Consider the following 24,578-nt stretch of genomic DNA (forward strand, 5'->3'; position numbering starts at 1 on the left):
CGGGGTGAGCCTGCTGACCTCGCTCGCGCGGCTGCGGGCGCTGGAGGAGGGGATCGCGCAGCCCATCGCGACCGTGCGGCACTGCCACCTGTCCGAGCGGCCCATGGTGCTCATCCCGCTGCGGATGTCCGGCGAGGCCGCCGCGCCGCTGGCCGCCATGCTCGGCACCCGCCGCGACGACCCGCGGCTGCTCGTGGTGACGCAGCCGCGCAACCGCGACCTGCGCTTCGCCTGGACCGCCGACCTGGCCGCCGAGCTGCTGCCGTACATCGGGAGCTTCCTGGCCGGCACGGAGACGGTGGAGCGCAAGAACGCCGACCCGTACGAGCGCGTGCTGGACGCGCCGCAGATCCTGGTGCCGAACCAGGCCGGCATCGCGTTCGTCCGCCTGCTGGGCCGCTCCACCCGCTTCCGGCGCGCCGACGGCCCGTACCCGGTGCCGGAGACGGTGCCGCTGCTCGGCCGCTGGCTGACCTACTTCGGCGAGCGGGCCGCCCACCCCGGCTCGTCCCTCATGACGGCCGCGACCGAGGAGCTGGGCCGGCACTGGGCGAGCGGGCAGAGCGGCCTGGAGGACGCCAACCTGGCGGCGCTGATGGCGTGGATCACGACCGGGCCGAGCGACGACGCCGAGGACCCGCTCGTGTGGCCCCCGGCGGGGCCCGCGACCGATCCCGGCTTCGACGCCGAGGTGCTGGCGACGGCCATCGAGGCGGGCGCCGCCGAGCGCATCACCGAGGCCCTGCGCGGCCAGCTCGAACCCACCTGGCGGCTCATGTGGCAGGCCGTCGACCTGCTGCGGGGCCTGCCCGAGGGGGCCAGCGTGGAGCAGCGGTGGGAGCAGGACCGCGGCTCGTTCAGCGCCATGGCGGCGCACATCGCCGAGGGCGCGCCGCCGCAGGCGCGGCGCGACGGCGCGGTGGCCGCCGCGTCCCGGCTGGCCCGCATGGAGCGCGCCCAGGCCGCCTACGAGGTGCAGCGCGCCTACGACGACCCGCTGGTCATGGCGGAGTACCGGCTGACCGGTGAGGCGTTCGCGGGCGAGGTCGTGGAGACCGAGCCCGAGCACTCCGAGGGCGAGGGCCGCTCGCGCAAGCTGCGCCCGCTCGTGGTGGTCAAGACCGACGATCCCGTACGGCTGGCGCCCGGCACCGCGCTCGGCACCCCGCAGCGCCGCGCCCAGGGCGCGCAGCTCGTGGAGGCCCGCGACGGCCTGGTCACCGTGAAGATCACCAAGGGGATGGGCCGGGGGAAGACGCCCGCGCCCGGGTCGGTGCCCGAGGTGGGCGAGCGGGTCTGCTACACCTCGCTGACCGACGACTTCCAGGGCTCCCCTGCCCTGCCCGAGGCCGAGGCCACCCCGTGGACGCACGGCGGCCCGCCGCGGGAGTACACGCCGAGCGACGAGGACGCCCTGGAGGAGTGGTCGTGACGAGTCCCGAGCAGGTCATCCAGGCCGTGCTGGCCGATCTGCCGAGGCATCGCGGCGTGGTGGTCGACTCGCCGCCCGGCGCGGGCAAGTCCACGCTGGTCGTGCGGGCGGCGGCGCACATCGCCGCCACCGGCGAGCCCCTGATGATCGTGGCCCAGACCAACGAGCAGGTCGACGACCTGGTGACGCGGATCTGCGAGCGGCATCCGGACCTGACGGTGGGGCGGCTGTCGGCGGGCGGTTACGTGCCTCCGCTGCGGCTGCTGGAACTGCCCGGGGTCACGGTCGGCACCCGCGTGCAGGACCTCGGTGACCCGGACATCGTGATCGCGACGGCCGACAAGTGGGCGTGGATCTCGGGCCGTACGTGGCCGTGGGCGATCGTGGACGAGGCGTACCAGATGCGCTCGGACAAGCTGCTGCGCATCGCGGCGCTGTTCGACCGGGCGCTGTTCGTGGGCGACCCGGGGCAGCTCGACCCGTTCTCGATCGTGGACGGCGACCGGTGGTCGGGACTGTCGTGGGACCCGCTCCAGAGCGCCGTGTCGGTGCTGCTGCGGCACAACCCGGACCTGCCCGTCCACCGGCTGCCCGTGTCGTGGCGGCTGCCCGCGTCGGCCGCGCCGGTGGTGTCGCGGGCGTTCTACCCGTTCACCGGGTTCCGGGCCGGGACGCAGCCGCACGAGCGGCGGCTGGAGCTGTCCACGGGCGGCATGGGGACCGTCCACGACCGGGCGCTGGAGGAGGCGGCGCGCTCGGGGTGGGCGCTGCTGGAGCTGCCGAACCGGCACACCGTGCGCACGGACGGCGAGGCCGTGCAGGCGGTGGCGCAGCTGGCCGCGCGGCTGCTCCAGCGGGGCGCGGTCGCCTCCTCGGAGCAGGGCGAGCGTCCGGTGACGGCCGAGCGGATCGCGGTCGGCGCGGCCCACCGCGACCAGGTGGCGGCGATCAGGAACGCCGGGGTGCCGCCGGAGATCACCGTGGACACCGCCAACCGGCTGCAGGGCCGGGAGTACGACGTGACGATCGTGCTGCACCCGCTGTCGGGGCGGCGCGACGCGACGGCGTTCCACCTGGAGTCGGGGCGGCTGTGCGTGCTGGCGTCGCGGCACCGGCACGCGTGCGTCGTGGTGGCGCGCGCGGGGATCGCGGAGCTGCTGGACGCGCACCCGTCGGCCGAGCCGGTGCAGCTCGGGGTCCCGGTGAAGTTCCCGGACGGCTGGGAGGCCAACCAGGCGGTCCTGGACCACCTGGCGGCCCACCGCGTCTGACGCCGTCCCCCCGGGGCGCCCCGTCCCGGAGGACGGCGGGCGCCCGGGGCGGGGCGGCGCCGCCGTGGTCGGCGCGCCGTGGTCAGAGGCGGGCGCGCCAGACGTCGATGACCATGACGGTGCGCATGCCCGCCGACAGGTACAGGTCGAGGGCGGGCGTGGTGTTGTTGGAGTCGACGTGCAGGATCGTGCCCTTGCGGCCGCGCGCGGCGTCGGCGGCGAAGGCGTGCCTGAGCAGGAACCGGCCCAGGCCCCTGCCCCGGAACTCGGGGTGCACGGCGAGCAGGGCGACGTAGCCGCAGCCCTCGTCGGGCAGGAACTGGTCGTTGCCGATCACGGTCGCGGCGGGCCGGCCGTCGAGGCGGGCGACGGTGAGCTGGCTCCAGTCGGTGGCGCGGTGCGCCTCTCGGCGCGCGTACCAGGTGTCGTAGTCGACCTTGGCGAAGCCGAAGTGCTGGGAGAAGGCGGCCTGGTGGAGCATGTGCGCCTCGCGGCGCGCCTGCTCGCTCTCGCCGCCGTGCAGGGTGACGCCGGGCGGCGCGGCGGGCGGGTCGAGCGGGCCCTCGTGGTCGATGCGCAGCCGGTGGAAGCTGGTGGCGGGCGCCAGCCCGTGGCGCTCGGCCAGGGCGCGCTTGCCCTCGTCGGCCCGGTGGATGCCGACGTCCACGGTGACGGCGTCGTGGCCGCGCTCCCTGCCCAGTTCGCGGGCCCGGTCGAGCACGGTGCCCCACAGGGGCCCGGCCACGTCCTCGCGGCCGGGACGGACGGTGACGTCCACCTCGACGAGGTCGCTGCGGCCCTTGGCGCAGGCCCAGGCCCAGGCGATCAGGCGGCCGTCGGGGTCGGCGCGCAGCACGCCGTCGCGGTCGAGGTCGAAACCGGGGTCCGCGAGGTCGGCCTTGACGTCGTCCAAGGTCCAGTCGGCGTGGCCGAGGACCGCCGTGTCGGCCGCCGCGAGGAGCTCGTGGATGGCGGGGGCGTCCTCCGGCCGGGGGCGCCTGATGGAATCCATGCCGGCGATTGTGCCGAAACGGGCAGGACCCTCGCCTCCCATTTTCCCTCCGTCGTTAAGCTGGATGGGTGCTGGACAAGAACCCGCTGCGCGTCGAGGTCGCCACACCCGACCCGATGACGGTGCGGCTGGCGCTCAGCGGCGACCTAGACTACGGCACCGTGTCCGAACTGGCCGCACTGGCCCTGGATCGCGAGGTCCGCCAGCTTGATGTGGACCTGTCGGGATTGTCGTTCATCGACTCCTCCGGGCTGGCGGCGCTCATCCGGCTCCACCACCAGGCCGAGCGGGCCGAGGCCGTGCTGCGGGTGGTGGCCGTGACGCCATACCTGCGCAACGTGCTGCGGATGACGGCGCTCGACCGGCTCTTCAGCCTCCCGCCCTCCTGAGGGCGGCCGGCTCCCCCGCACGGCCGGACGCCCGGGAGGAGGCTCCCCCCGGGCGACGGATCCCACGGGGTCAGCCGGCGACGGCCTCCGGCTGCGGCTCCTGGGCGGCCGGGCCGCCGCGCAGCGGGATCTCCTTGACGAACGCCGCCAGCACGGGGACGACGACGGCGAACAGGATCGCCCACCAGAAGACGTTGGAGATGGAGCCGGCCAGCGCCTCGACGAGGCCGGTGCGCATGCCCTGGGGCATCTGGGCCAGCGCGGCCGGGTCCATCCGGCCGCCGCCCTTGGCGATCTTCTCGGCGGCCTCCGCCCCGAACGTGCCGGTCAGCTCGTCGCGGAAGCCGTTGTTGAAGACGGCGCCGAACAGGGAGACGCCGAACGAGCCACCGATCGAGCGGAAGAACGTGGTGGCGCTGCTGGAGACGCCGAGGTCCTTCTGCTCGACGCTGTTCTGCGCGATGAGCATGGTCGTCTGCATGAGGAAGCCCATGCCGGCGCCGAGCACGGCGATGAAGACGCCGGTCTGCCAGCTCGGCGTCGCCACGTCCATGGTGGACAGCAGCCACATGCCGAGGGCCATGCCGACGCCGCCGATCAGCGGGTAGACCTTGTACCTGCCGGTCGCGGTGATGGCCTTGCCGACGAACAGCGAGATCACCATGGCCGCCGCCATCATGGGCAGCATGAGCAGGCCGGAGTTGGTCGCCGTGTCGCCCTGGACCATCTGCTGGAACAGCGGCAGGAAGTTGATCGCGCCGAACATCGCGAAGCCGAGCAGGAAGCCGATGGCGGAGATCAGCGTGAAGTTGCGGTTGCGGAACAGCTGCAACGGCATGATGGGCTCGACGGCGGCCCGCTCGACCGGGATGAAGATCGCGAGAGTGACCACGGCGACGCCGATGAGGCTGAGGATCTGCCAGGAGTCCCACGCGTACTCGTTGCCGCCCCAGGTGGTGACGAGGACCATCGCGGTGATGCTGATCGACAGCAGGATCGCGCCGAACCAGTCGATGCGCACCTTGTTGTGGTGCTTGGGCAGGTGCAGCTTGACCGCCAGCAGGACGAGCGCGATCGCGCCGACGGGCAGGTTCACGTAGAAGGCCCAGCGCCAGTCGAGGTGATCGGTGATGAAGCCGCCGACGAGCGGACCGGCGATCATGGCCAGGGACATGGCGCCGGCCATGATGCCCTGGTACTGGCCGCGCTCGCGGGGCGGCACGAGGTCGCCGATGATGGCCATGACGTTGACCATGAGGCCGCCCGCGCCGAGGCCCTGCAGGGCGCGGAAGCCGATGAGCTCCATCATGCCGCCGTCGGGGCCGCCGAGGACGGAGGAGCCGGCCATGCCGCACAGGGCCGAGCCGATCATGAAGATGACGATGGACACCAGAAAGATGGTCTTGCGTCCGTAAAGGTCGCCGATCTTCCCCCAGATGGGAGTGGAGACGGTCGTGCCGAGCACGTACGCTGTGACGACCCATGAGAGATGTTGGAGTCCGCCGAGCTCGCCCACGATCCGGGGCATCGCCGTACCCACGATCATGTTGTCGAGCATGGCGAGGATCATCGCCAGCATCAGTCCGGGCAGCACCACCATGACCTCTTTGCGGCGCCCGCCCACTGTCTCTGCCACCAGCACACCCCCGGCTCAGAAATCTTCCTTACTTGCCGACCGGCAAGCTTGCAATAAGGTAGGTACTTACTTGCCGGTCGTCAAGTCGAAAAGGTGCACATTGCGGGAAGACACCCGGACGCGTATCCAGGAGATCGCTCTCAGGCTGTTCACGGAGCAGGGCTACGAGGCGACCTCCCTGAGAGAGATCGCCGAGGAGCTCGGCGTGACGAAGGCCGCGCTCTACTACCACTTCAAGACCAAGGACGACATCGTCGCCAGCCTCGCCGACCTGCGCGTCGCCGAGATCGAGGAGCTGCTGGAGTGGGTCAGGGCGCAGCCGAAGAGCCCCGAGACGCGGCGCGCGGTCGTGCTGCGCTACGCCGAGGCGCTGCGCCGGCCGCGGTACATGGAGGTCGCGCGCTTCATGGAGCGCAACCAGACGGCGCTGCGCGACCATCCGAAGATCGTGCGCATGCGCGAGGCGATGCTGGAGCTCGTCAACGAGATGAGCGCCCCGGAGGACCCGCTGGCGCTGCGCATCGGCCGCTCCATGGCGCTGTTCGCGCTGCACGCGGGCAAGTGGATGCCGCACGAGGAGTCGGTGTCGGAGGACGAGGTGATGGAGGCGTCCCTGGAGGTCGCGCTCCGGCTCCTGGAGCCGTAGAGACGATTGGGACGGGCGATCGCGGGCAGGTCTCCGATCACGCAACGCATCCATCCGGGGAGGAAAGCAGTGGAGGCCACGATCGCGCTCCGATTGCCCAGAGATGCGGCCAGCGTCCCCCTGATCAGGCAGATTCTCGAGGCCACCCTCAAGACTCTGGGCGTCGTGCCGCAGATCCGTGACGACATCGAGCTCATGCTCAGCGAGGCGTGCTCGAACGTCATCCGGCACGCGGGACCCAGCGACGAGTACACGGTCAGCGCGGGCGTCCTCGACGACCTGTGCACGATCAAGGTCATCGACACCGGCCGCGGGTTCGACGCCCGCTCGGTGGGCCCCGCGGCCGACACCGCCGAGCACGGCCGCGGGCTGCAGATCATGCGGGCGCTCGCCGACGACGTCCGCTTCACCAACCGCCGCGAGAACGGCGCCGTGGTGTGCCTGGAGAAGCGGCTGCGCTTCGCCCCCGAGGCGGCGGCCCGGCCGCTCATGAACGACCGGGCGTTCGCCGCCCACCACACCGCGCGCGGCGCGGACGACGGGGTCTGAGCGGTTACGGGGTCCTGACGGCCGGCACCGACAACGGTCTGGCTGTCAGGCCGGCCATGAGGCCGAGGGTCACGAGGACCACCACCGAGATGAGCAGGACCGCCAGGAACACGAGGGAGAAGGTGATCGCCAGGGAGGCGATCGCGCCGAGTAGTGCCAACATTCGGCCAGACTTTCCCCATCACCTGACGGCTATGCCTCCACCGAGGGATAGATCGGGCTGACTTGCCGGCGAGTGTTCCCTGCGCCTGGTCCCCGCGCGAGCGTGCCCCCCGGCGCCCCCGACCGGTCAGACGGGCGGGGTCTGGCTGGGCAGCTGGTCCAGGCGGCGCAGGATGACGCCCTCGCGCAGCGCCCAGGGGCACACCTCCAGGCGCTCGACCTCGAACAGGTCCATCGCCGCGTCGGCGACCAGGGCGCCGGCGGCGAGCTGCGCCGCCCGCCCCGGCGACACGCCGGGCAGCGCGGCCCGCGTGGCCGTGTCCATGGTGGTCAGCTTCCCCGCCCAGTGGGCCACATCCTGGCGCGTCAGCGAGCGCGAGGCGTAGACCCCCTCGCTCGACGGCGCCGCCCCCGCGACCCTGGCGAGCTGCTTGAACGTCTTGGAGGTGGCCACCGCGCAGGTGGACTCGCCGTGCCGCACCACGTCGCGGACCGTGCGGGCGATCTCGGCGCGCACGTGCCGGCGCAGCGCCCGCACCTCGTCCGGGGGCGGCGGGTCGGCGGTGAACCAGTCGCGCGTCAGCCGGCCCGCGCCCAGCGGCAGCGACACGGCCACGTCCGGCTCCTCGTCCACGCCCGCGGCGATCTCCAGCGACCCGCCGCCGATGTCGAAGACCAGCAGCCGCCCGGCCGACCAGCCGAACCAGCGCCGCACGGCCAGGAACGTCAGCCTGGCCTCGTCGCGGCCGGACAGCACGTCGATGTCGACGCCGCAGCGCTCGTCGATCCGGGCCAGCACCTGCTCGCCGTTGGCCGCCTCCCGCACCGCCGACGTCGCGAACGCCAGGAAGTCCTCGACGCCCTTGTCCTCGGCCAGCCGCAGGGCCTCCTCGACGAACGCGCCGAGCCGCTCGATGCCCTCGGCGGACAGCTCGTTGCGCGTGTCCAGGTACTCGGTCAGGCGCAGCTCCTCCTTGTGGGAGTACGCGGGGATGGGCCGGGCGCCCAGATGGGCGTCGACGACGAGTAAATGAACGGTGTTCGAGCCGATGTCCAGCACGCCGAGTCGCATGTCCATGACGCTACCGGCCTGCGGCGCGCGCGGCGACGCCACCCCCGCGGGCCCCGACCGCCGCCGCGCGGGGGCAGGAGTACGGGTTCCCCCCGTCCCGGCCATACGCTGATCGCATGTCTCGAACCCTGCGACTGCTGATCACCGGCGGCGGCACCGGAGGTCACACGTATCCGGCTCTGACCACCCTGACGGCCGTGCGACGGCGTCAGGTGCCGCACGACGTGCTCTGGGTGGGCACCGCCAACGGGCTGGAGGCCAGGATCACGGCCGAGCACGGCATCCCGTTCAAGGCGATCACCACGGGCAAGCTGCGCCGCCGGCCCAACCTGCGCGAGCTCGGCACCAACATCGCCGACGTGTTCCGCATCCCGGTGGGCGTCGCCCAGGCGATCGGGCACGCCGCCCGCTTCCTGCCCGACGTGGTGCTGTCGACCGGGGGGTACGTGGCGGTGCCCATCGGCGTGGCGGCCAAGCTGATCCGCCGGCCGCTCGTCATGCACGAGCAGACCACGGTGGTGGGGCTGGCCAACCGGATCCTGGCCCGCCTGGCGACCCGGATCGCGCTGTCGCACGAGTCGTCGCTGCAGTACCTGCCGGCCTCGGTGCGGGACCGGGCCGTGGTGACCGGCAACCCGATCCGGCCGGAGCTGCTGCAGGGCAACCGGGCCGCCGCCTACGACCTGTTCGGATTGACGTTCGAGGTGCCGCTGATCTACGTGACGGGCGGCGCGCAGGGCAGCAAGCAGATCAACACGCTGCTCGCGGAGATCCTGCCCCGGCTGCTGCCGCACGCGCAGGTCGTGCACCAGTGCGGTCCGGCCTGGATCGAGCAGATGCGGGCCGTCGCGCTGCCGCCGGAGCTGGCCGAGCGCTACCACCCGGTGCCGTACGTGGGCTCGGAGCTGGCCGACCTGTTCGCCGCGGCCGACGTGGTGATCGCGCGCAGCGGCGCCGGCACGGTGTCGGAGCTGACGGCGATCGGCAAGCCGTCGGTGCTGATCCCGCTCATCCCGACGGGCGGCGACGAGCAGCGCAAGAACGCCGGTTACCTCGTGTCGGCGGGCGCCGCGCGGGCGCTGCTGGAGCCGCACCCGACGGCCGACATGCTGCTGGCCGAGCTGATGCCGCTGCTGGCCGACCCGGAGCTGCGTGCGGCGATGGCCGAGGCGGCGCGCAAGGCGGGCCGCGTGGACGCGGCGGAGGCGCTGTGCGACGTGCTGCTGGAGACGGCCCACTGGCACGGCTGAGCTCTTCTCGGGTGCCGGGTGCCGGGTGCCGGGGCCGGGTGCCGGGGCCGAGCGCCGGAGACGGGGTCAGGGGTCCGGGGTGAGCGGGCGCAGGGTCTCGCGGGCGGCGCGGACGCTGTCGCGCAACGCCTGTTCGAGCCGGCCGGCGTCCTCGGCCAGCCGGCCCAGCTCCGGCACGGCCGGGCCGGCGGCGCCCGACTCGGCCAGCAGCTCCTCGTAGCGCGGCAGCGTGGCGCCGAGCCGCTCGATCTGGCCGCGGGCCCGGTGCGCGCGCTCGGCGTCGGCGACGTGGCCCGCGTAGCGCTCCAGTGCCTCCACCCGCGCCACCACGGCGGCCTCGCTGCCGGCCAGGGCGCGGCCGAGCGGCTCGGCCACGGCGGCCACCTCCGGCGTCACGCCCTCCGCGAGCACCTCCTCGTGCTCGGCGCGCAGCTCCGACAGCTTGGCCAGCAGCCGGGCGATCTCCCACTCCTGCTCGGGCAGCATCACCGCGTTGCGGACGCCGTCCAGCAGCCCCTCGGCGTTGACGCGCGAGCCCATGACCGAGGCGACCGCCGCGTGCGTGCGGTCCATGAGAGCGCGGGCGGGCCCGTCGAGCCGGTCGCGCAGCATGTAGCGCCCCTCGTGCCGGCGGGCGGTCTCGTACACCTGCAGCTCCTCGGCGCGGCGCCGCTCGGCCCGCGCGTCGGGGCGGGGCTTGAGCAGCACGCCGACGATGAGCAGCGCGGCGCTGGACATGACGACGGCGAAGGCCGTGTAGCGCTCGGACAGGAAGAGGTCCAGGCCGGCGGCGACGGCGGCCAGGGCCAGGGCGGTGGCGGCGGGACGCGCGGCGGCGCTCAGGACGGTGGAGCGGCGGCCGCCCTCGGGCGTCCAGCCCTCGCGCAGCAGGGCCAGCAGGCGGGGATGGGTGCGCAGCAGCTCGGCGCTCTCGCGGTCCACCGCCGGGTCGACCACCACCTCCGTCCGGCGGCCGACCGCCTCACCGGTCCCGGGGGACGGCAGGTCGGCGGGTCCGTGGGCACGGTCGTCGGCTGTCGTCATCCGGGCGGGTCAGCCTTCGAGGTAGCGGAACGCCTCGTGGGCGGAGCTGACGCTGCGGCGTAAGACGCGTTCGAGCTGGTCGGCGTCCTCGGCGAGCCGTTCCAGCTCCGGCACGGACAGCCCGTCGGCGCCCGACTCGGCCAGCAGCTCCTCGTAGCGGGGCAGGCGCGCCCGCAGCTCCTCGATCTGCTCGCGCGCGTGGTAGGCGCGCTCGGCGTCGGCGACGTGGCCGGCGTAACGTTCCAGCGCCTCCACGCGCGCCACCACGGCGGCCTCGCTGGTGGCCAGCGCGCGTTCCAGCGGTTCGATCACCGCCGCCACCTCGGGGGCGACGCCCCGGCGCAGCAGCTCCCGGTGGTCGGCGCGCAGCGCCGACAGCTTGGCCAGCAGCCGGGCGATCTCCCACTCCTGCTCGGGCAGCATCACCGCGTTGCGGGCGCCGTCGAGCAGGCCCTCGGCGTTGACGTGGGAGCGCAGGACGCCGCCGATGGCGCGCTGGCCGCGCAGGAGCACGGCGCGGGCCTGCTCGTCGAAGTCGTCCGGCAGCAGGAAGCGGCCGTCGTACAGGCGCGCCTGCTCGTAGACGGTGCGCTCGTACGGCCGGTCGGTCTCCGGTATCTCGCCGAGCGTGCTGGTCTTGACGAGCACGACCAGCATGAACGAGCCGAGCAGCACGAAGCCGGCGGGCGCCGCGGGCGATTCGAGCAGGACGGCCATGAGGGCGAGCACCACGGGGGTGGCGGCCAGCAGCGCGACGCCGGACGGGCTGCGCCGGCGCGGCGCGGGCGTGGAGGCGGGCGGCACCCAGCCCGCCCTGATCCGGGCCAGCAGGGGGGCGTTGGCGCGCAGCATTCCGGCGATCTCCGGGGGTACTCCCGGTTCGACTACCACACCCACGCTCTGCCCTGGCACCCTGGCGCCCCCAACGCTCGTGATGTCCGGATACTACGGAACATTCCGCCCGTATGTCAGCCTCGCGAAGGACAGTCCAGCCGCACCCCGGCGCCACATCCCGCCCGGGCACCCCACCCTTCAGCGGCGCGGCGCCCGCCTCCGGCGCGTCACCGCGCGCGCCTTTCCCGGGCGAACGCCGTGCTCCCCGTGTCGCGGCGCGCCCGCCGATCATCCCGGCTACGGTAGGACGTCATGAGATCCGCGCACGTCATGATCGCCGCACCGCTCGCCCTCCTCCTCGCCGGCTGCGGGGGCGTGGCCGACGGAGCGGCGGCCACGCCCCCGCCGTCCGGGGTCGCCGCCTCGCGGGCCGCCGCCGGTGCCACGCCCGCCGCGAAGGCCCCCGGCTCGGGCGGGGACGGCGCGGAGGAGCGGCCCGCCGCGGGCGCCGGCGTGCCCGCGCCCGACGCGCCCATCCCGTCCGACCCGGCCGAGCTGGCCGCCGCCCTGCGCACGACGACCACCGCCCTGTACGCGGCGATCGACCGCTGGACCAAGGGCGGCCAGCAGAGCCCGCCCGAGGACGTGGTGCTGCTCTCCCTGCACCAGCAGCGCATCTACCGGGTGCTGGCCCGCGACGCGGCGCTGACGCGGCGCACGGCCGAGCGGCTGCCGGCGCGGCTGGCGGCCGAGGCCCGCGACAACGCCACGGCCGTGGGCCGCCTCCTGTCGCTGGCCCGCCCCATCAGCGCCGCCCGGCGCAAGCAGATGCGCCTGGCCGAGCCGCTGCCCGCCGAACGGCTGCGCGGCTACATGACGCGGGCCGAGAAGCGGTTCGGGGTGGACTGGGAGGTGCTGGCGGCCGTCATGCTCGTGGAGACGAAGTTCGGCCGGGTCACCTCGTCCAGCTCGGCGGGGGCGCAGGGGCCCATGCAGTTCATGCCGGCCACGTGGCGGCAGTACGGGCTGGGCGGCGACGTGCATGACGCGCGGGACGCGATCCTCGGGGCGGCCAACTACCTCAAGGCGTCCGGCGCGCCCGGCGACTACCGGCGCGCGCTGTACGCCTACAACCACTCCGACCACTACGTGGACGCCGTCCAGGCGCACGCCCGGCAGATGCGGCGTGACCCGCGCAGCTTCTACGCCTACTACAACTGGCAGGTGTTCGTGCTGTCGGCGAAGGGCGACGTGCGCCTCACCGGTCCCCGCTGACCGCGGCCGGGTCCACCGCACCCGGGGGCCGGACCGCCGCCAGGGCGGCGGCGAGGCAGGCCACCGGGATGGCGGGCAGCACGTACCGGTGGTCGAAGTCGAGCGCGGCCACCGGCGCGACGAGCAGGAACACCGCGAACGCCCAGGGCAGCAGCGCCGGCCGGCGGCGCCCCACCGAGCCGAGGCCGCCGGCCAGCAGGACCACGCCGAAGACCGTGCCGTGCAGGAACCACGGGTAGCGGTAGGCGGCCAGCACCGAGGCGTACGGCTCCACCGAGCTCATGCCGCGGATGCCCGGGTCGTACTCCCGGCGCACCTCGCCGACGAGCGGCTGCTCCTCGGGCAGCGGCCAGGAGCCGCGCGGGAACGACGTCGTCGGGCTCACCCGCCTGGGGTGTCGCACGGGCTCCCAGGTGAAGGCGAGCGCGGTGTCGCGGGCCACCTCGCGCAGGTAGTCCAGCGGCTGGGCGGCGATGGCCCGCAGGGCGAAGGAGCGGGCCAGGTCGTTGTGGGCGAACCGGCCGCCGGGCAGCAGGTTCAGCGACGCGCCGGGGGCCCACACGTACTCGGAGGCGGCGTCGGCCACGGTGCCGTTCGGGCAGAGCGCGGCCTCGTCCGCGGGCGGCCGGATCACCGAGCAGTCGGCGAAGGTCATCGTGCGGGCCCACAGGGCGACCCCGTCGGAGCCGCTGAGCGCGAACCTGCCGTGGTGCTGGGCGTACCAGCCGGCGTAGCCCAGCAGCGGCAGGGCGCCGGCGACGGCCGCGGCGGCCACGCGCCGCCACCCGGCCCGCCGGAGCAGGAGGTGGAGGACCAGCAGGCCGACCAGCGGGGCGGCGGCGGTCCGGGTGAGCCCGGCCAGCGCGAGGAGCAGGCCGGACAGCGCGGCGGCGCGCGTGGAGACCTCCTCGCGCCACATCACCACGAGCAGCGCCGCCACCACCAGGAAGATCACCTGAAGGTCGGAGAGGATCGCGTGCTCCAGCCGCAGGAACGACGGGTCGAACAGCACAGGCGCGGCGGCCAGCGTGGCGCCCCAGCCGGGCAGCGACCGGCGGCGCAGCAGCGCGTAGATCATCACCCCGACGCCGAGCCCCATCGCGTGCTGCGCCCCGGCGACCAGCTCGACGCTGTGGAAGGGCCGCAGCAGCCACAGGAACCAGGAGTACCCGGCCGGGTGGAAGGCGCCCTGCGGGCGCAGGTGGACGGCCGTGTCCAGGTACGTGAACGAGTCGTACCAGTAGAGCTGCGCGGTGTCGTAGCCCAGCATGACGAGCACGCGGAGCGCGACGGCGGGCACGAGCGCGATCCCGAGGACCAGGTGCCCGCGCAGGCGCCCTCCGGACCGTCTGCCGCCGTCCGTTCGCGCGCGCGAACGGACGGACGCCGCGAACGCGGTCGCCATGGAGGGCCTCCCCCGGGACGGACCGGGCGGATCCGGCCGTAGGGGACGCAGTCCAGCGGGTGGGCGCTAACGTGAGGATCACCACATTCGGTTATGCCCGCGTTATCCCGTCCCGGGCATACTGCCGGGGTTTTCGTGTCATATGGGGGCTGAATGCGTGTTCTGATCGCCGAGGACGAGCGGATGCTCGCCGACTCGATCGCGGAGGGGTTACGCGGCGAGGCGCTGGCCGTGGACGTCGCCTACGACGGGGACGCCGCGCTGGAGCGGCTCGGCGTGCACGACTACGACGTGCTCATCCTCGACCGTGACCTCCCGGTCGTGCACGGCGACGACGTCTGCGCGCGCGTGGTCGAGGAGGGCCGGCTGGTGCGGGTGCTCATGCTGACCGCCGCGGGCGACGTGCGCTCGCGCGTGGCGGGACTGTCACTGGGCGCCGACGACTACCTGCCCAAGCCGTTCGCGTTCGAGGAGCTGGTGGCGCGGGTGCACGCGCTCGGCCGCCGCGCCCGCAGGGCCGACCCGCCGATGCTGGAGCGGGCCGGCGTGCGCCTGGACTGGGCGCACCGGCAGGTCTTCCGCGGGGGCCGGTACGTGCCGCTGGCGCGCAAGGAGTTCGGGGTGCTGGCGGAGCTGCTGCGCGCGCGGGGGGCCGTCGTGTCCGCCGAGGAGCTGCTGGAGAAGGTGTGGGACGAGAACATCGACCCGTTCACCAACACCGTGCGCACGACGATGATGAAGCTGCGCAAGAAGCTCGGCGAGCCGCAGGTCATCGAGACCGTGCCGGGATCGGGGTACCGCATCCCATGAGCATGCGCATGCGCTTCGCCGTGGCCTCGGCCGTCGTCACGGCCGTTCTCGGCACGCTGGTGGTCGCGGGCGTGTACCTGACGGTGCGGCACAGCCTGCAGTACCGCAGCGGGCTGGTCACACCGCGCTACATCAATACTCGGGACCACTGGACGATCGGCCGCGGTGACCTGTACTACGAGGTGGCCCGCGAGCGCGTCATGCAGGTCCGCGCCGTCTACGAGCGCGACACGCTGGCTAACGTGCGCACGGTCGGCGGGATCGCCGTGCTCGCCGCCGCGATCCTCGCCTTCGGCGCCGGATGGCGCGCCGCCGGCTGGGTGCTGCGGCCCCTCAGCGACGTCACCGAGACCACCCGGCGGGTCGCGCAGAACCACGACCTGACCGAGCGCATCGCCTACGACGGGCCGCACGACGAGCTCAAGGAGCTGACCGACAGCTACGACACCATGCTCGGCCGGCTGGCCCGCTCCTTCGACGGCCAGCGGCGCTTCGTCGCCAACGCCTCGCACGAGCTGCGCACCCCGCTGACCATCAACCGGACGCTGGTGGATGTGGCGGTGCGCCGCCCCGACGCCACCGACGACGTCAAGCGGCTCGGCGAGTCGCTGCTGCTCGTCAACGCCCGCCACGAACGGCTCATCGACGGGCTGCTGGCGCTGGCCGAGGGCGAGCAGGCGGTGCTGGACCGGCGGCCGTTCGACCTGACGGACGTGGCCGAGCACGTGCTCGACCTGGCGGCCGACGAGGCGGCCGAGCGGGAGGTGACCATCCACCGGCTGCTCGACGCCGCGCCGACCACGGGCGAGGCGGTGCTGGTGGAGCGGCTGGTGCAGAACCTCGTGGAGAACGCCATCCGGCACAACCACCCCAAGGGCGAGGTCTGGGTGACGACGCGGCAGCGGGCCGAGCAGGTGGAGCTCGTGGTGGCCAACACCGGCCTCCAGGTGCCGCCGTACGAGATCGAGACGATCTTCGAGCCGTTCCGGCGGCTGCACGGCGACCGGCTGCGCTCCGACCGGGGCAGCGGGCTGGGGCTGTCGATCGTCCGGGTCATCACGGAGGCGCACGGCGGGACGGTGGTGGCCCGGCCGCGCGACGAGGGCGGCCTGACGATCACGGTGGAGCTGCCGGCGGCGGCCTCCTAGGGGCGGTTCGGGTCGCGGAGGAGGTCGCCGGGGACACCGGCCGCGGCCAGGAGGTCGAGGCTGTCGGTCCGCTCGAAGATCATGGACTCGACGAGCGGGCGCAGCCGGTGATCCCCGGCTCCCGTGCCCGCGAGCGCTGTGACGATGCGGGCCCGCTCGTCGAAGGGCAGCCCGGTGTCCAGGGTGAGGGCGCGGATCAGCACATCGAGGTGGAAACCCGGCTGGGGCAGCTCGTTCCAGACCGACGCCAGGTCCTCGTAGAGCGCGACGCGCTCCACGCTCCCGGAACCGTCGTGCAGGAACAGGTCCCGCACGACGAGGGACAGCGGGCGGAGGCGACCGTCGCTCTGGACGAGCGCGGCCTCTTCCTCCTCCCCCATCAGGTCGGCCGCCAGGTCGAGGAAGTACGGACGCTCCTCCCGCGACGTGTGCACCGGCAGCAGCGCGGGCGGCCGGTCGAACTCCCCGAACCACCACGCGGTCACGTCGCGGCCGGACTCCGGCATCCCGCCGAGCTCGATGTCGTCCGCGCGACGGCTCGCCCTCAGGGCCCGCATCAGTCCGGGCCATCCGCCGCGTTCGAGCTGGCCCTTCCACAGGTGGGCATGGCTGCGCCACGACGCGAAGTCGTCCTCGTCCCCCAGCAGCTCCCTGACGCTCACCGTCTCGGGCGACACCGCCACCAGCAGCAGCACCAGGTTCGCCGAGTACGCCGCCAGCCGCCGCGTCAGCGGGTGCCGTACCGGGACGAACTCCGTGAACAACCGCCTCTTGCGCTCGTACAGCGCACCACGCACCAGCTCCGCCAGCGCCTCCGCCGCCCGCGACCGCTCCGGGCCGGGCAGCGCGCGCAGCAGCTCCGTGGCGAAGCCCACCACCGGGGCCCGCTCGGCGAGGCAGGAGAACGACGTGATCGCGTACAGCAGGTCGTCGTCCGGCGGGCCGGTCAGCTCGTCCTCGGCCAGGGCGTGCCGCCTGACCAGGTCGCGCACCGCGTACACCGCCAGCCAGGCCACCAGGAACTCGCCGAACGTGGCGTGCAGGAACTCGTAGCTGCGGGCGCGGTCGTCGGCGGGCCTGGCCTGGTTCTGGTGCACGAAGAAGAAGCGGCCGGTGACCTGCTGCGCCCAGTTGACCGAGGCGTCCTCCACCTGCTCCCCCGTGCCGCACAGCGCCGGGAGGTCGCGGTTGAGGGCGCTCTCGGCGACCACGGGGCGGCCCCGGGCGAACATCGACAGGGCGACGGCGCCGAGCCGTACCAGCTCCCGCTCCACCAGCCGGCGCTGCCGGGCGGCCGGCAGGGCGCGCACGCCGGGCTCCCTGAGCACCTCCCGGGTGGCGAAGTCCTTGATCAGCGACTCGTAGAGCTGCGCGCGTCCGAGCTCGCCGCCGCCGCGCTGGAGCGCGTTGCCGGTCGCGTCGTACAGCGCGAGCAGCAGGAGGAGCAGCGGCAGCCGGGCCGGCTCGCCCTGCGCCAGGGCGACGGCGGCGGGCAGCGGCTTGAGCGCGTGCCGGGCGAGCAGGGCGCGGTTGGTCTGGTCCCAGATGTCGAGCCAGGCGCGGACCTGGTCGTCGTCGAAGGGCATCAGCTCGACGGCGAGCACGCCGCGCGGGAAGCGGACCCGGTCGGCCACGACGGTGCGGCTGGTGACGACGACCGCGACCGGGCGGCCGAGCCGGGCCTGCCGCGCCTGGAACTCCTGGATCTGTTCGAGGTAGTCGTAGCGGGCGGTCCCGGCGGCCTGGATCAGCTCGTCGAAGCCGTCGAGGACGACGACGGGCAGCGCGCCCTCCGCTGATTCCAGTAAGTCCTGATATTTCACCTCTTCATCGAGGACGACGGCCAGGCCCTGCTCGATCTGGGACGTCACCGTCGACTCGGCGGCCACGTCCCGCAGCGCCACCCGGATGGGCAGGAACTCGGAGCTGGCCAGCCGCGCCGCCAGCACCTCGGTCAGCTTCGACTTGCCCGAGCCGGGCTCGCCGAGCACGACGAGCGGCGCCTGCGTGGCGCGCAGCGAGGTGAGGTGGCCGACGAGGAACGCCTCGGCGTCGGGCAGCTCCGCCTGCCCCTCCCACCATCCGCGCACGGCCGGCCTGGCCTCGCGGGTCATCTCGGCCACGCGGCAGCGGGGGTTGATGTACCCCTCGCCGAGCAGCGGCAGCGCGATGCCGTCGGGGACCTTGCCGGCGGCCATGAGCGGCTGGTCGAGGGCGCTGGCGGCCAGCCGGAGCAGGTGGACGCGCGGCCGGTCGCCGGCCCGGGGCGGCGCCAGCTCGGCCAGCAGCCGCGCCACCCGCGACAGCCCCGCGCCGAGCGCCTGCGTCTCGGTCACCAGGCTCCAGACCCCGAACTCCGGGCTGTCGAGGGCCAGCAGCCGGTAGTCGTCGTCGTAGCGGCGCAGCGCCCGCTCCGGCGGGCCCTCGGCGAGCAGCGCGGGCAGGCGGATCCGGTCGTCCACCGCCAGCTCGTCCCACAGGGCCAGCCCGCGTACGTACCGGGCGACGGCCTCGGACATGCGGCGGTACACCGCGCCGACGGCCCGTCGCGTCTCGGCGTACGGGCGGTGCGGCTCGGGCATCGGCAGCCGCGCGGCCAGTAGGCGCTCCATCAGCTCCGCGAACCCGTCGGCCGGCGCTCCCCCGGCGGCGAGCGCGCTCTGCACGCCGCGGTCCAGGCGGAGCCGGCGCAGGTCGAAGGGGAGCTCGCTCTCGTCCAGCGCCCGGAAGTAGGCCGAGACGACGACCACGGCGTGGGCGGCGGCCAGCCGCTGGGTGCGGGTGAAGCGGTTGACGCCCGTGCGCCAGCCGGACACGCGCCGCAGCACGTCCTCGCCGTAGCGCACGACGTCGTTCTTCAGGTCGAACAGGCTGAGCGCCGTCTGCGCGCCGCCGGCCAGGGCCCAGCCGGTGAGCCCCGCGGTGGCGGCGAACTCGGCCACCTTGAACAGCCGGTTCTCGTTGCAGCCGAGGATCTTCAGGGCGTCCGCGTAGCTGAGCGTGTCCGTCATGGGGCCTCCGAGGCGGGGGATGTCCCATCATGGCGCGTTCCAGGCCGGCTCGCCGGGAATCCCGCCGCCGACCGGCCGGGGCGCGCGGTGCCGAAGACGTCGGCGAACCTCTCGCCGACCGGCACGGGCGCGGTCAGAGGGCGTCGGAGATCTCCTCCAGCGCGGCCGGGTCCTCGATCGTGGACGGCGTGCGGTAGGGCCGTCCGGCCGCGATGTCGCGCATGGTGCCGCGCAGGATCTTGCCGGAGCGGGTCTTGGGCAGGCGGCCGACCACGACGGCCCGGCGGAAGGCGGCGACCGGGCCGACGCGCTCGCGCACCAGCGCGACGACCTCCCGCTCCACGTCGGCCGGGTCACGGTCCGCGCCGGCCTTGAGCACCACGAACCCGACCGGCAGCTCGCCCTTGAGCTCGTCGGCCACGCCGATCACGGCGCACTCGGCCACGTCCGGGTGGGCGGCGATGACCTCCTCCATCTGCCCGGTCGACAGGCGGTGGCCGGCGACGTTGATGACGTCGTCGATGCGGCCCATGACGAACAGGTAGCCGTCCTCGTCGACGTAGCCGCCGTCGCCGGTCAGGTAGTGGCCGGGGTAGCGGGACAGGTAGGAGGCGGCGAAGCGGGCGTCGTCGCGGTAGAGGGTGGGCAGCGTGCCGGGCGGCAGCGGCAGCCGGAGGGTGATCGCGCCCTCGACGCCGGGCGGGCACTCCTGCCCCGCCGGGTCGAGGACGCGCACGTCGTAGCCCGGGACGGGCTTGGTGGGCGAGCCGGGCTTGACGGGCGGCAGGCCGAGCCCCGCGCAGCCGGCGGCGACCGGCCAGCCGGTCTCGGTCTGCCACCAGTGGTCGATGACGGGGACGCCGAGCAGGCCGGCGGCCCAGTGGTAGGTGTCGGGGTCCAGCCGCTCCCCCGCCAGGAAGAGATACCGAAGACCCGACAAATCCCATTTTTTCGTGAAATCTCCGGCGGGATCTTCCTTCTTGATCGCCCGGATGGCGGTCGGCGCGGTGAACATCACCCGCACGTCGTGCATGGCCGCCACCCGCCAGAACGCCCCCGGGTCGGGCGTGCCGACCGGCTTGCCCTCGTACAGCACGGTCGTGCAGCCCTTGAGCAGCGGCCCGTAGACGATGTAGGAGTGCCCGACGACCCAGCCGACGTCGGAGGCGGCCCAGAACACCTCGCCGGGCGCGACGCCGTACACGTTGCCCATGCTCCAGTGCAGCGCCACGGCGTGGCCGCCGTTGTCGCGCACGACGCCCTTGGGGGCGCCGGTGGTGCCGGAGGTGTAGAGCACGTACAGCGGGTCGGTCGCTGCGACGCTGACGCACCCGGCCGGCTCCGCGCCGCGCAGCGCGTCGGCCCAGTCGAGGTCGCGGCCCTCGACGAGGGTCGCGGGCTGCTGCGGGCGCTGGAGGATCACGCAGTGCGCGGGGCGGTGCCCGGCCTGCTCCAGCGCGGCGTCCAGCAGCGGCTTGTACGCCACGATCCGGGACGGCTCGATGCCGCACGAGGCCGACAGCACCACGACGGGGCGCGCGTGGTCGATGCGCACGGCCAGCTCGGCCGCGGCGAACCCGCCGAACACCACCGAGTGGACCGCGCCGAGGCGCGCGCAGGCCAGCATCGCGATCACGGCCTCCGGCACCATCGGCATGTAGATCACCACGGTGTCGCCGGCCTCGACGCCGAGGCCGCGCAGCATCCCGGCGGTCCGCGCCACCTCCTCCAGCAGCTCGGCGTAGGTGTAGGCGAGCACGGAGCCGGTCACGGGGCTGTCGTGGATCAGCGCCGTGCGCGCGCCGTGGCCGGCCAGGACGTGCCGGTCCACGGCGTTGAAGCAGGTGTTGAGCCGGCCGTCGGGGAACCACCTGCCGTCGCGCAGGACGGTCCCGGGCGCCACGTCCCAGTCGATGCCCGCAGCGGCCTCCGCCCAGAAACCCTCGGGGTCGTCGATGCTGCGCCGGTAGACGGCGTCGTAGGTGCTCACCCTTCGATCAGACCAGCGCCCGGGCGCCGGGCGCAAGGGCCCCGCGCGCGGGCGGGCCCGAACGGGTGAGGCCGGTGGAACCGGAGGGACGTCAGGAGGGCACGGCCGGTTGGAGGTAGATCGTGGTGGCGTGCGGGACGCGGTCACGGATGCGCCGCTCGGTGTCGGCCAGGGCCCGCGACGCCTCCTCCATGTCCTGTTCGGCGGGCATGATCACGCGGGCGGCGACGAGCACGTCGTCCGGCCCGAGGTGCAGGGTGCGCAGCTCGGTGAAGGACCGGATCGCGGGGTCGGTCTGCAGGACGTCCTCGATGGCGCCCTGCACGGCCGGCGAGGCGGCCTCACCGATGATCATGCTCTTGGTCTCGCGCGCCAGGACGAGAGCCACGACGACCAGCAGCAGGCCGATGGCCACCGAGCCGATGCCGTCGAACTGGGTGTTGCCCGTGACGAGCGACAGCGTCACGCCGACGAGCGCGAACGCCAGCCCGGCCAGCGCGGCCGCGTCCTCCAGCAGCACCACCGGCAGCTCCGGCGCCTTGGCCTCCTTGACGAAGCGGGCCCACGACCGGCCGGCGCGCACCCGGTTGGAGTGGCGCACGGCCGTGCGCAGCGACATGCCCTCCATGACGATGGCCACGAGCAGCACGCCGATGGCCCACGGCCAGCTCTCCAGCGGATGCGGATGGGTGATCTTCTCGTAGCCCTCGTACAGGGCGAACAGGCCGCCGCCGAAGAACAGCACCACGGAGACCAGGAAGCCGTAGAAGTAGCGCACGCCGCCGTAGCCGAAGGGGTGCGCCCGGCTGGGCCGGTGCGCCGACTGTCTGCGCCCCAGCATCAGCAGGAGCTGGTTGCCCGAGTCCGCGGTGGAGTGGATGCCCTCGGCCAGCATGGCCGACGACCCCGTGAAGAAGAAGGCCACGAACTTGGACACCGCGATCCCGACGTTGGCGGCCAGCGCCGCTACGGTGGCCTCTTCCGATCCGTCCTTGCTCACCGTCGCCGACTACCCGCGCGGAGGAGGATCTACCATGCGACGGCCCGCGCGTCCCAGCGGCCGAGGCGTTTCCGGCGGGCCGGGATCTCCTTGGAGCGATGGGACGATGAGTGAGGGTCGATACGGGGAGGCGAGGCCATGGGTGCCGAGGGGTGGACCGAACGCGCGAGGGCGCTCTACGAGGAGGCCGTGTTCGGCGGTGACGACGCCGCCCTCGCCGCGGCCGGCCGCGAGCTGGACGCGGTCGAGGCCGGCCTCTCCCTGGCGCGCGGCCGGATCGCCCATGCCCGCTTCCTGCGCGACGGCGAGGAGGACGCGGAGGAGCTGCCGCTGTTCCTGCGGGCCCGCGGCCTCTACCGGTCGCTGGGCGACGCGCGCGGCGAGGCTGAGGCGGTGTTCTGGCTCGGGACGTACCACCAGGTCGTGCGGCACGACCACGACACGGCGCTGCCGCTGCTGGAGCGCTCGTACGCGCTGGCGAACGCCGTGGGCGACCGGCTGACCGCGTCGTACGCGGCGCGCCACCTGGGCATCGCCGCGCACGCCGCGGGGCGGCTCGACGTGGCGCGGGAGCGGCTGGAGGAGTCGACGCGGCTGCGCCGGGAGCTGGGGTTCCTGCCCGGCGTGGCCGCGAACCTGGTGGGGCTCGCCCACGTCGCCCTCGACGAGGGACGGCCCGGCGACGCCGAGGCGCTGGCGGCGGAGGCGGCCGAGCTCGCGGCGGGCAGCGGCGCCGAGGCGATCCTGCGTCAGGTGGAGGAGGCGCGCGCCCGCCTGGCCGCGTCCTCCTCCTGAGCGTCCGCCGTCCTCTGAGGAGGCGGCCCCTGCCCGCGGGGGCGGGTGTCGCGGGCCGGGCCCCGGAGGAGGTCAGGGGGCGGTCGTGAGGCGGGGCAGGAGCGCGGCCGCGTCCCGTTCCGGCAGCTCGATGCCGAGGTGGTCTCGCAGTACCCAGAAGTCGCCGTCGCGGCCGAGCCGCCACTCCCACCCCCCCAGGCGCGCCGCGGCCCCGTCGGGGAACGGCAGGGGCTCCACCAGTCCCTCGCCCCCGAACCCCACGTCGGCCAGCCACCGCCCGCCCTCCTCCGTCTCCACCGTGAGGGTGGCGTGGGTGCGCGGCAGGTGGAGCCGGCCGAGCCTGATGCGGGCCAGGTGGCGGGTCACGCGGAAGCCGAGGCGTTCCAGGGCGGCGGCGAACAGGAGGTTGTGCTCGTGGCAGTAGCCGCCGCGGCGCCTGCCGACCAGCTTGTCCTGGAGGCTCTCCAGGTCGATGGGGGCGCCCCTGCCGAGGACGACGTCGAGGTTCTCGAACGGGATGGCGGTGACGTGCGCGCGGTGGACGGCGCGCAGCGTCTCGGCGGAGGGGGCGCGGCGTGGCCCCGCCGCGGCGCGTCGGGCGATTCGGGCCCTCAGGTGGCGGGGGGCCGTCGCGGGACGGCCCGCGTCCGCCAGGATGAGAGTCGTGGCCACCAACGACGATGACACGCTGCCCCTCCAGCCGCCGGTGCGGCTGCCCTCCGAGGCCGAGCTGGCGGCGGCGGTACGCGCGACGCCCTTGACGACGGCCCTGCTGCGCGCCACCGCCCCGGCGCCCGGCACCGACTCCGGCTCCGGCTCCGGCTCCGACGTCGGCGAGGCGGGGGCCGCGGGCGACGAGGAGCTGCTGGACGAGGCGCTCCGGCAGCGGGTGGCCCAGGTCCTGCGGGAGGGGGAGGACCGGCAGGTCCTCTCGACGTGGACGGAGGTGTGCCGCGACGTCGTCCTGCGCGACGAGCAGGTCTTCCTGTGCCTCGTGCGCCTGTTCATGCGCCGCGAGCGGCTGTCGGGGCCGCCGGGCGTCCTCGGCACGCTGGGACTGGTACGGCGGGTCGCACAGGACCCGCCTCCCGCCGCGCCCCGAGGGCGGGGCCGCAGGGGCGGGAGCGGACCGGCCGACCCGGAGCCGGCCGAGCTGTCCGCGCTGAGCCCGCTCGGCTCGTGGGCGGCCAGAGGGCTGATCAGTGAGGCGTCCGGCCAGGACATCCCGGTCATGGGGTCGTTCGCGTCGCGCGACGCCGCCGCGCTGCTGCAGGGCCTGCGCTCGTACCCGGAGCCGGAGCGCCTGGAGGAGCTGACCGGCTGGCTGGCCGGCAGGGATCGGGGCGAGGCGGCCGAGGAGGTGGGCGCCGCGCTCGCCACTGCGAGCCCGCTGGGCCGGGCCGTCGGCGTCGAGCTGCTGGCCACGGACTTCGGCGACGAGGGCAGGCGGGTGCTCGACCGGCTCATCGACACGCCCCGGCTGGGGGCGGTGATCGCGGCCCGGCTGGGCCGGGACGAGCGTCCCTCGACGCCGGAGGAGATCGCCTGGGCGCTGGTGGACATGGCGGCGACGCTGCTGGAGTTCGGCGGCGAGACGGACGAGGTGATCGCCTCGATCGCGATGGGCATGGACGCGGAGGAGCAGGCGGGGACCCTCACGCTGTTCGCGCTGGGTGACCATCCGTGGACGGCGCAGGTGCTCCGGGTGTTCATCGACCACCATCCGGACCGACGCGTCGCCGCCGCCGCCCGCAAGGCGCTGCGCCGCCTGCACGGCCTGGCCTCGATCCGCGGCTAGCCCCCGTCCCGCGGAGGGGACGGCGGGCTCCCCCAAGACGACGCACTCG

22 protein-coding genes are annotated in these 24,578 nt (G+C 74.1%); 11 read left to right on the plus strand and 11 right to left on the minus strand.

What is annotated here, in order from left to right:
• Positions 1 to 4 precede the first annotated feature (4 nt).
• Entirely contained in the window at positions 5 to 1,432 is a 1,428-nt protein-coding gene (locus HT134_RS02015) for a hypothetical protein (protein WP_175598525.1), read from the plus strand.
• Complete coding sequence (locus HT134_RS46690) at positions 1,429 to 2,703, plus strand: AAA domain-containing protein (RefSeq protein WP_175598526.1); 1,275 nt, start codon at positions 1,429 to 1,431, stop codon at positions 2,701 to 2,703. The genes HT134_RS02015 and HT134_RS46690 overlap by 4 nt, the downstream gene beginning before the upstream one ends.
• 82 nt (positions 2,704 to 2,785) lie before the next feature.
• On the opposite strand, the gene HT134_RS02025 is transcribed toward HT134_RS46690, so the two are convergent.
• Entirely contained in the window at positions 2,786 to 3,715 is a 930-nt protein-coding gene (locus tag HT134_RS02025; protein WP_175598527.1) for a GNAT family N-acetyltransferase, read from the minus strand.
• A 68-nt stretch (positions 3,716 to 3,783) separates the two neighbouring features.
• Here HT134_RS02025 and HT134_RS02030 point away from each other — a divergent pair, with 68 nt between their 5' ends.
• Entirely contained in the window at positions 3,784 to 4,104 is a 321-nt protein-coding gene (locus HT134_RS02030) for an STAS domain-containing protein (RefSeq protein ID WP_175598528.1), read from the plus strand.
• A gap of 70 nt (positions 4,105 to 4,174) precedes the next feature.
• Here HT134_RS02030 and HT134_RS02035 read toward each other — a convergent pair whose 3' ends face one another.
• Positions 4,175 to 5,740: an MDR family MFS transporter gene (locus HT134_RS02035; protein WP_312887918.1), complete on the minus strand. Its 1,566-nt coding sequence runs from the start codon at positions 5,738 to 5,740 to the stop codon at positions 4,175 to 4,177.
• 100 nt (positions 5,741 to 5,840) lie between these two features.
• Here HT134_RS02035 and HT134_RS46695 point away from each other — a divergent pair, with 100 nt between their 5' ends.
• Positions 5,841 to 6,386, plus strand: coding sequence for a TetR/AcrR family transcriptional regulator (locus HT134_RS46695; RefSeq protein ID WP_281387362.1), 546 nt, complete (start codon positions 5,841 to 5,843; stop codon positions 6,384 to 6,386).
• A gap of 69 nt (positions 6,387 to 6,455) precedes the next feature.
• The gene (locus tag HT134_RS02045) at positions 6,456 to 6,935 is read left to right on the plus strand and encodes an ATP-binding protein (protein ID WP_175598530.1); all 480 of its coding nucleotides are present in this window, start codon (positions 6,456 to 6,458) and stop codon (positions 6,933 to 6,935) included.
• A 4-nt stretch (positions 6,936 to 6,939) separates the two neighbouring features.
• Here HT134_RS02045 and HT134_RS02050 read toward each other — a convergent pair whose 3' ends face one another.
• Both HT134_RS02050 and HT134_RS02055 read right to left on the minus strand, forming a co-directional pair.
• Positions 6,940 to 7,098, minus strand: coding sequence for a hypothetical protein (locus tag HT134_RS02050; protein ID WP_175598531.1), 159 nt, complete (start codon positions 7,096 to 7,098; stop codon positions 6,940 to 6,942).
• 126 nt (positions 7,099 to 7,224) lie between these two features.
• Positions 7,225 to 8,169 (minus strand): Ppx/GppA family phosphatase, encoded by a 945-nt coding sequence (locus HT134_RS02055; RefSeq protein ID WP_175598532.1) that lies wholly within the window; start codon positions 8,167 to 8,169, stop codon positions 7,225 to 7,227.
• Between the two features lie 116 nt (positions 8,170 to 8,285).
• On the opposite strand from HT134_RS02055, the gene HT134_RS02060 reads away from it, so the two are divergent.
• Positions 8,286 to 9,419 (plus strand): UDP-N-acetylglucosamine--N-acetylmuramyl-(pentapeptide) pyrophosphoryl-undecaprenol N-acetylglucosamine transferase, encoded by a 1,134-nt coding sequence (locus tag HT134_RS02060; protein WP_175598533.1) that lies wholly within the window; start codon positions 8,286 to 8,288, stop codon positions 9,417 to 9,419.
• A gap of 66 nt (positions 9,420 to 9,485) precedes the next feature.
• On the opposite strand, the gene HT134_RS02065 is transcribed toward HT134_RS02060, so the two are convergent.
• Positions 9,486 to 10,463, minus strand: coding sequence for a hypothetical protein (locus tag HT134_RS02065; protein WP_246363514.1), 978 nt, complete (start codon positions 10,461 to 10,463; stop codon positions 9,486 to 9,488).
• A 9-nt stretch (positions 10,464 to 10,472) separates the two neighbouring features.
• On the minus strand, positions 10,473 to 11,360 hold the full coding sequence (locus HT134_RS02070; RefSeq protein ID WP_312887919.1) for a hypothetical protein: 888 nt from the start codon (positions 11,358 to 11,360) through the stop codon (positions 10,473 to 10,475).
• 249 nt (positions 11,361 to 11,609) lie between these two features.
• Here HT134_RS02070 and HT134_RS02075 point away from each other — a divergent pair, with 249 nt between their 5' ends.
• Positions 11,610 to 12,572: a lytic transglycosylase domain-containing protein gene (locus HT134_RS02075; protein WP_175598534.1), complete on the plus strand. Its 963-nt coding sequence runs from the start codon at positions 11,610 to 11,612 to the stop codon at positions 12,570 to 12,572.
• Here HT134_RS02075 and HT134_RS02080 read toward each other — a convergent pair.
• Positions 12,556 to 13,977, minus strand: coding sequence for a hypothetical protein (locus HT134_RS02080; protein WP_246363515.1), 1,422 nt, complete (start codon positions 13,975 to 13,977; stop codon positions 12,556 to 12,558). The two genes, HT134_RS02075 and HT134_RS02080, sit on opposite strands and share 17 nt — an antisense overlap.
• Before the next feature lie 153 nt (positions 13,978 to 14,130).
• Here HT134_RS02080 and HT134_RS02085 point away from each other — a divergent pair, with 153 nt between their 5' ends.
• Positions 14,131 to 14,787: a response regulator transcription factor gene (locus HT134_RS02085; RefSeq protein WP_175598535.1), complete on the plus strand. Its 657-nt coding sequence runs from the start codon at positions 14,131 to 14,133 to the stop codon at positions 14,785 to 14,787.
• Entirely contained in the window at positions 14,784 to 15,935 is a 1,152-nt protein-coding gene (locus HT134_RS02090) for a sensor histidine kinase (protein WP_175598536.1), read from the plus strand. Before HT134_RS02085 ends, HT134_RS02090 begins: the two co-directional genes overlap by 4 nt.
• On the opposite strand, the gene HT134_RS02095 is transcribed toward HT134_RS02090, so the two are convergent.
• The 3 genes from HT134_RS02095 to HT134_RS02105 form a co-directional block, all read right to left on the minus strand.
• Positions 15,932 to 18,946, minus strand: a complete 3,015-nt coding sequence (locus HT134_RS02095; RefSeq protein WP_175598537.1) for an NACHT domain-containing protein — start codon at positions 18,944 to 18,946, stop codon at positions 15,932 to 15,934. The two genes, HT134_RS02090 and HT134_RS02095, sit on opposite strands and share 4 nt — an antisense overlap.
• A 133-nt stretch (positions 18,947 to 19,079) precedes the next feature.
• Complete coding sequence (locus tag HT134_RS02100) at positions 19,080 to 20,936, minus strand: propionyl-CoA synthetase (protein WP_175598538.1); 1,857 nt, start codon at positions 20,934 to 20,936, stop codon at positions 19,080 to 19,082.
• 91 nt (positions 20,937 to 21,027) lie between these two features.
• Positions 21,028 to 21,936 (minus strand): cation diffusion facilitator family transporter, encoded by a 909-nt coding sequence (locus tag HT134_RS02105; RefSeq protein WP_175598539.1) that lies wholly within the window; start codon positions 21,934 to 21,936, stop codon positions 21,028 to 21,030.
• Positions 21,937 to 22,074: 138 nt separating this feature from the next.
• Here HT134_RS02105 and HT134_RS02110 point away from each other — a divergent pair, with 138 nt between their 5' ends.
• Positions 22,075 to 22,731, plus strand: a complete 657-nt coding sequence (locus tag HT134_RS02110; RefSeq protein ID WP_175598540.1) for a tetratricopeptide repeat protein — start codon at positions 22,075 to 22,077, stop codon at positions 22,729 to 22,731.
• A 72-nt stretch (positions 22,732 to 22,803) separates the two neighbouring features.
• On the opposite strand, the gene HT134_RS47495 is transcribed toward HT134_RS02110, so the two are convergent.
• Complete coding sequence (locus HT134_RS47495) at positions 22,804 to 23,403, minus strand: arylamine N-acetyltransferase family protein (RefSeq protein WP_312887920.1); 600 nt, start codon at positions 23,401 to 23,403, stop codon at positions 22,804 to 22,806.
• On the opposite strand from HT134_RS47495, the gene HT134_RS02120 reads away from it, so the two are divergent.
• On the plus strand, positions 23,396 to 24,529 hold the full coding sequence (locus HT134_RS02120) for a hypothetical protein (RefSeq protein WP_312887921.1): 1,134 nt from the start codon (positions 23,396 to 23,398) through the stop codon (positions 24,527 to 24,529). The genes HT134_RS47495 and HT134_RS02120 overlap by 8 nt on opposite strands.
• Positions 24,530 to 24,578: the final 49 nt, after the last annotated feature.

Source organism: Nonomuraea rhodomycinica (genome assembly GCF_013363995.1).
GTDB lineage: Bacteria > Actinomycetota > Actinomycetes > Streptosporangiales > Streptosporangiaceae > Nonomuraea > Nonomuraea rhodomycinica.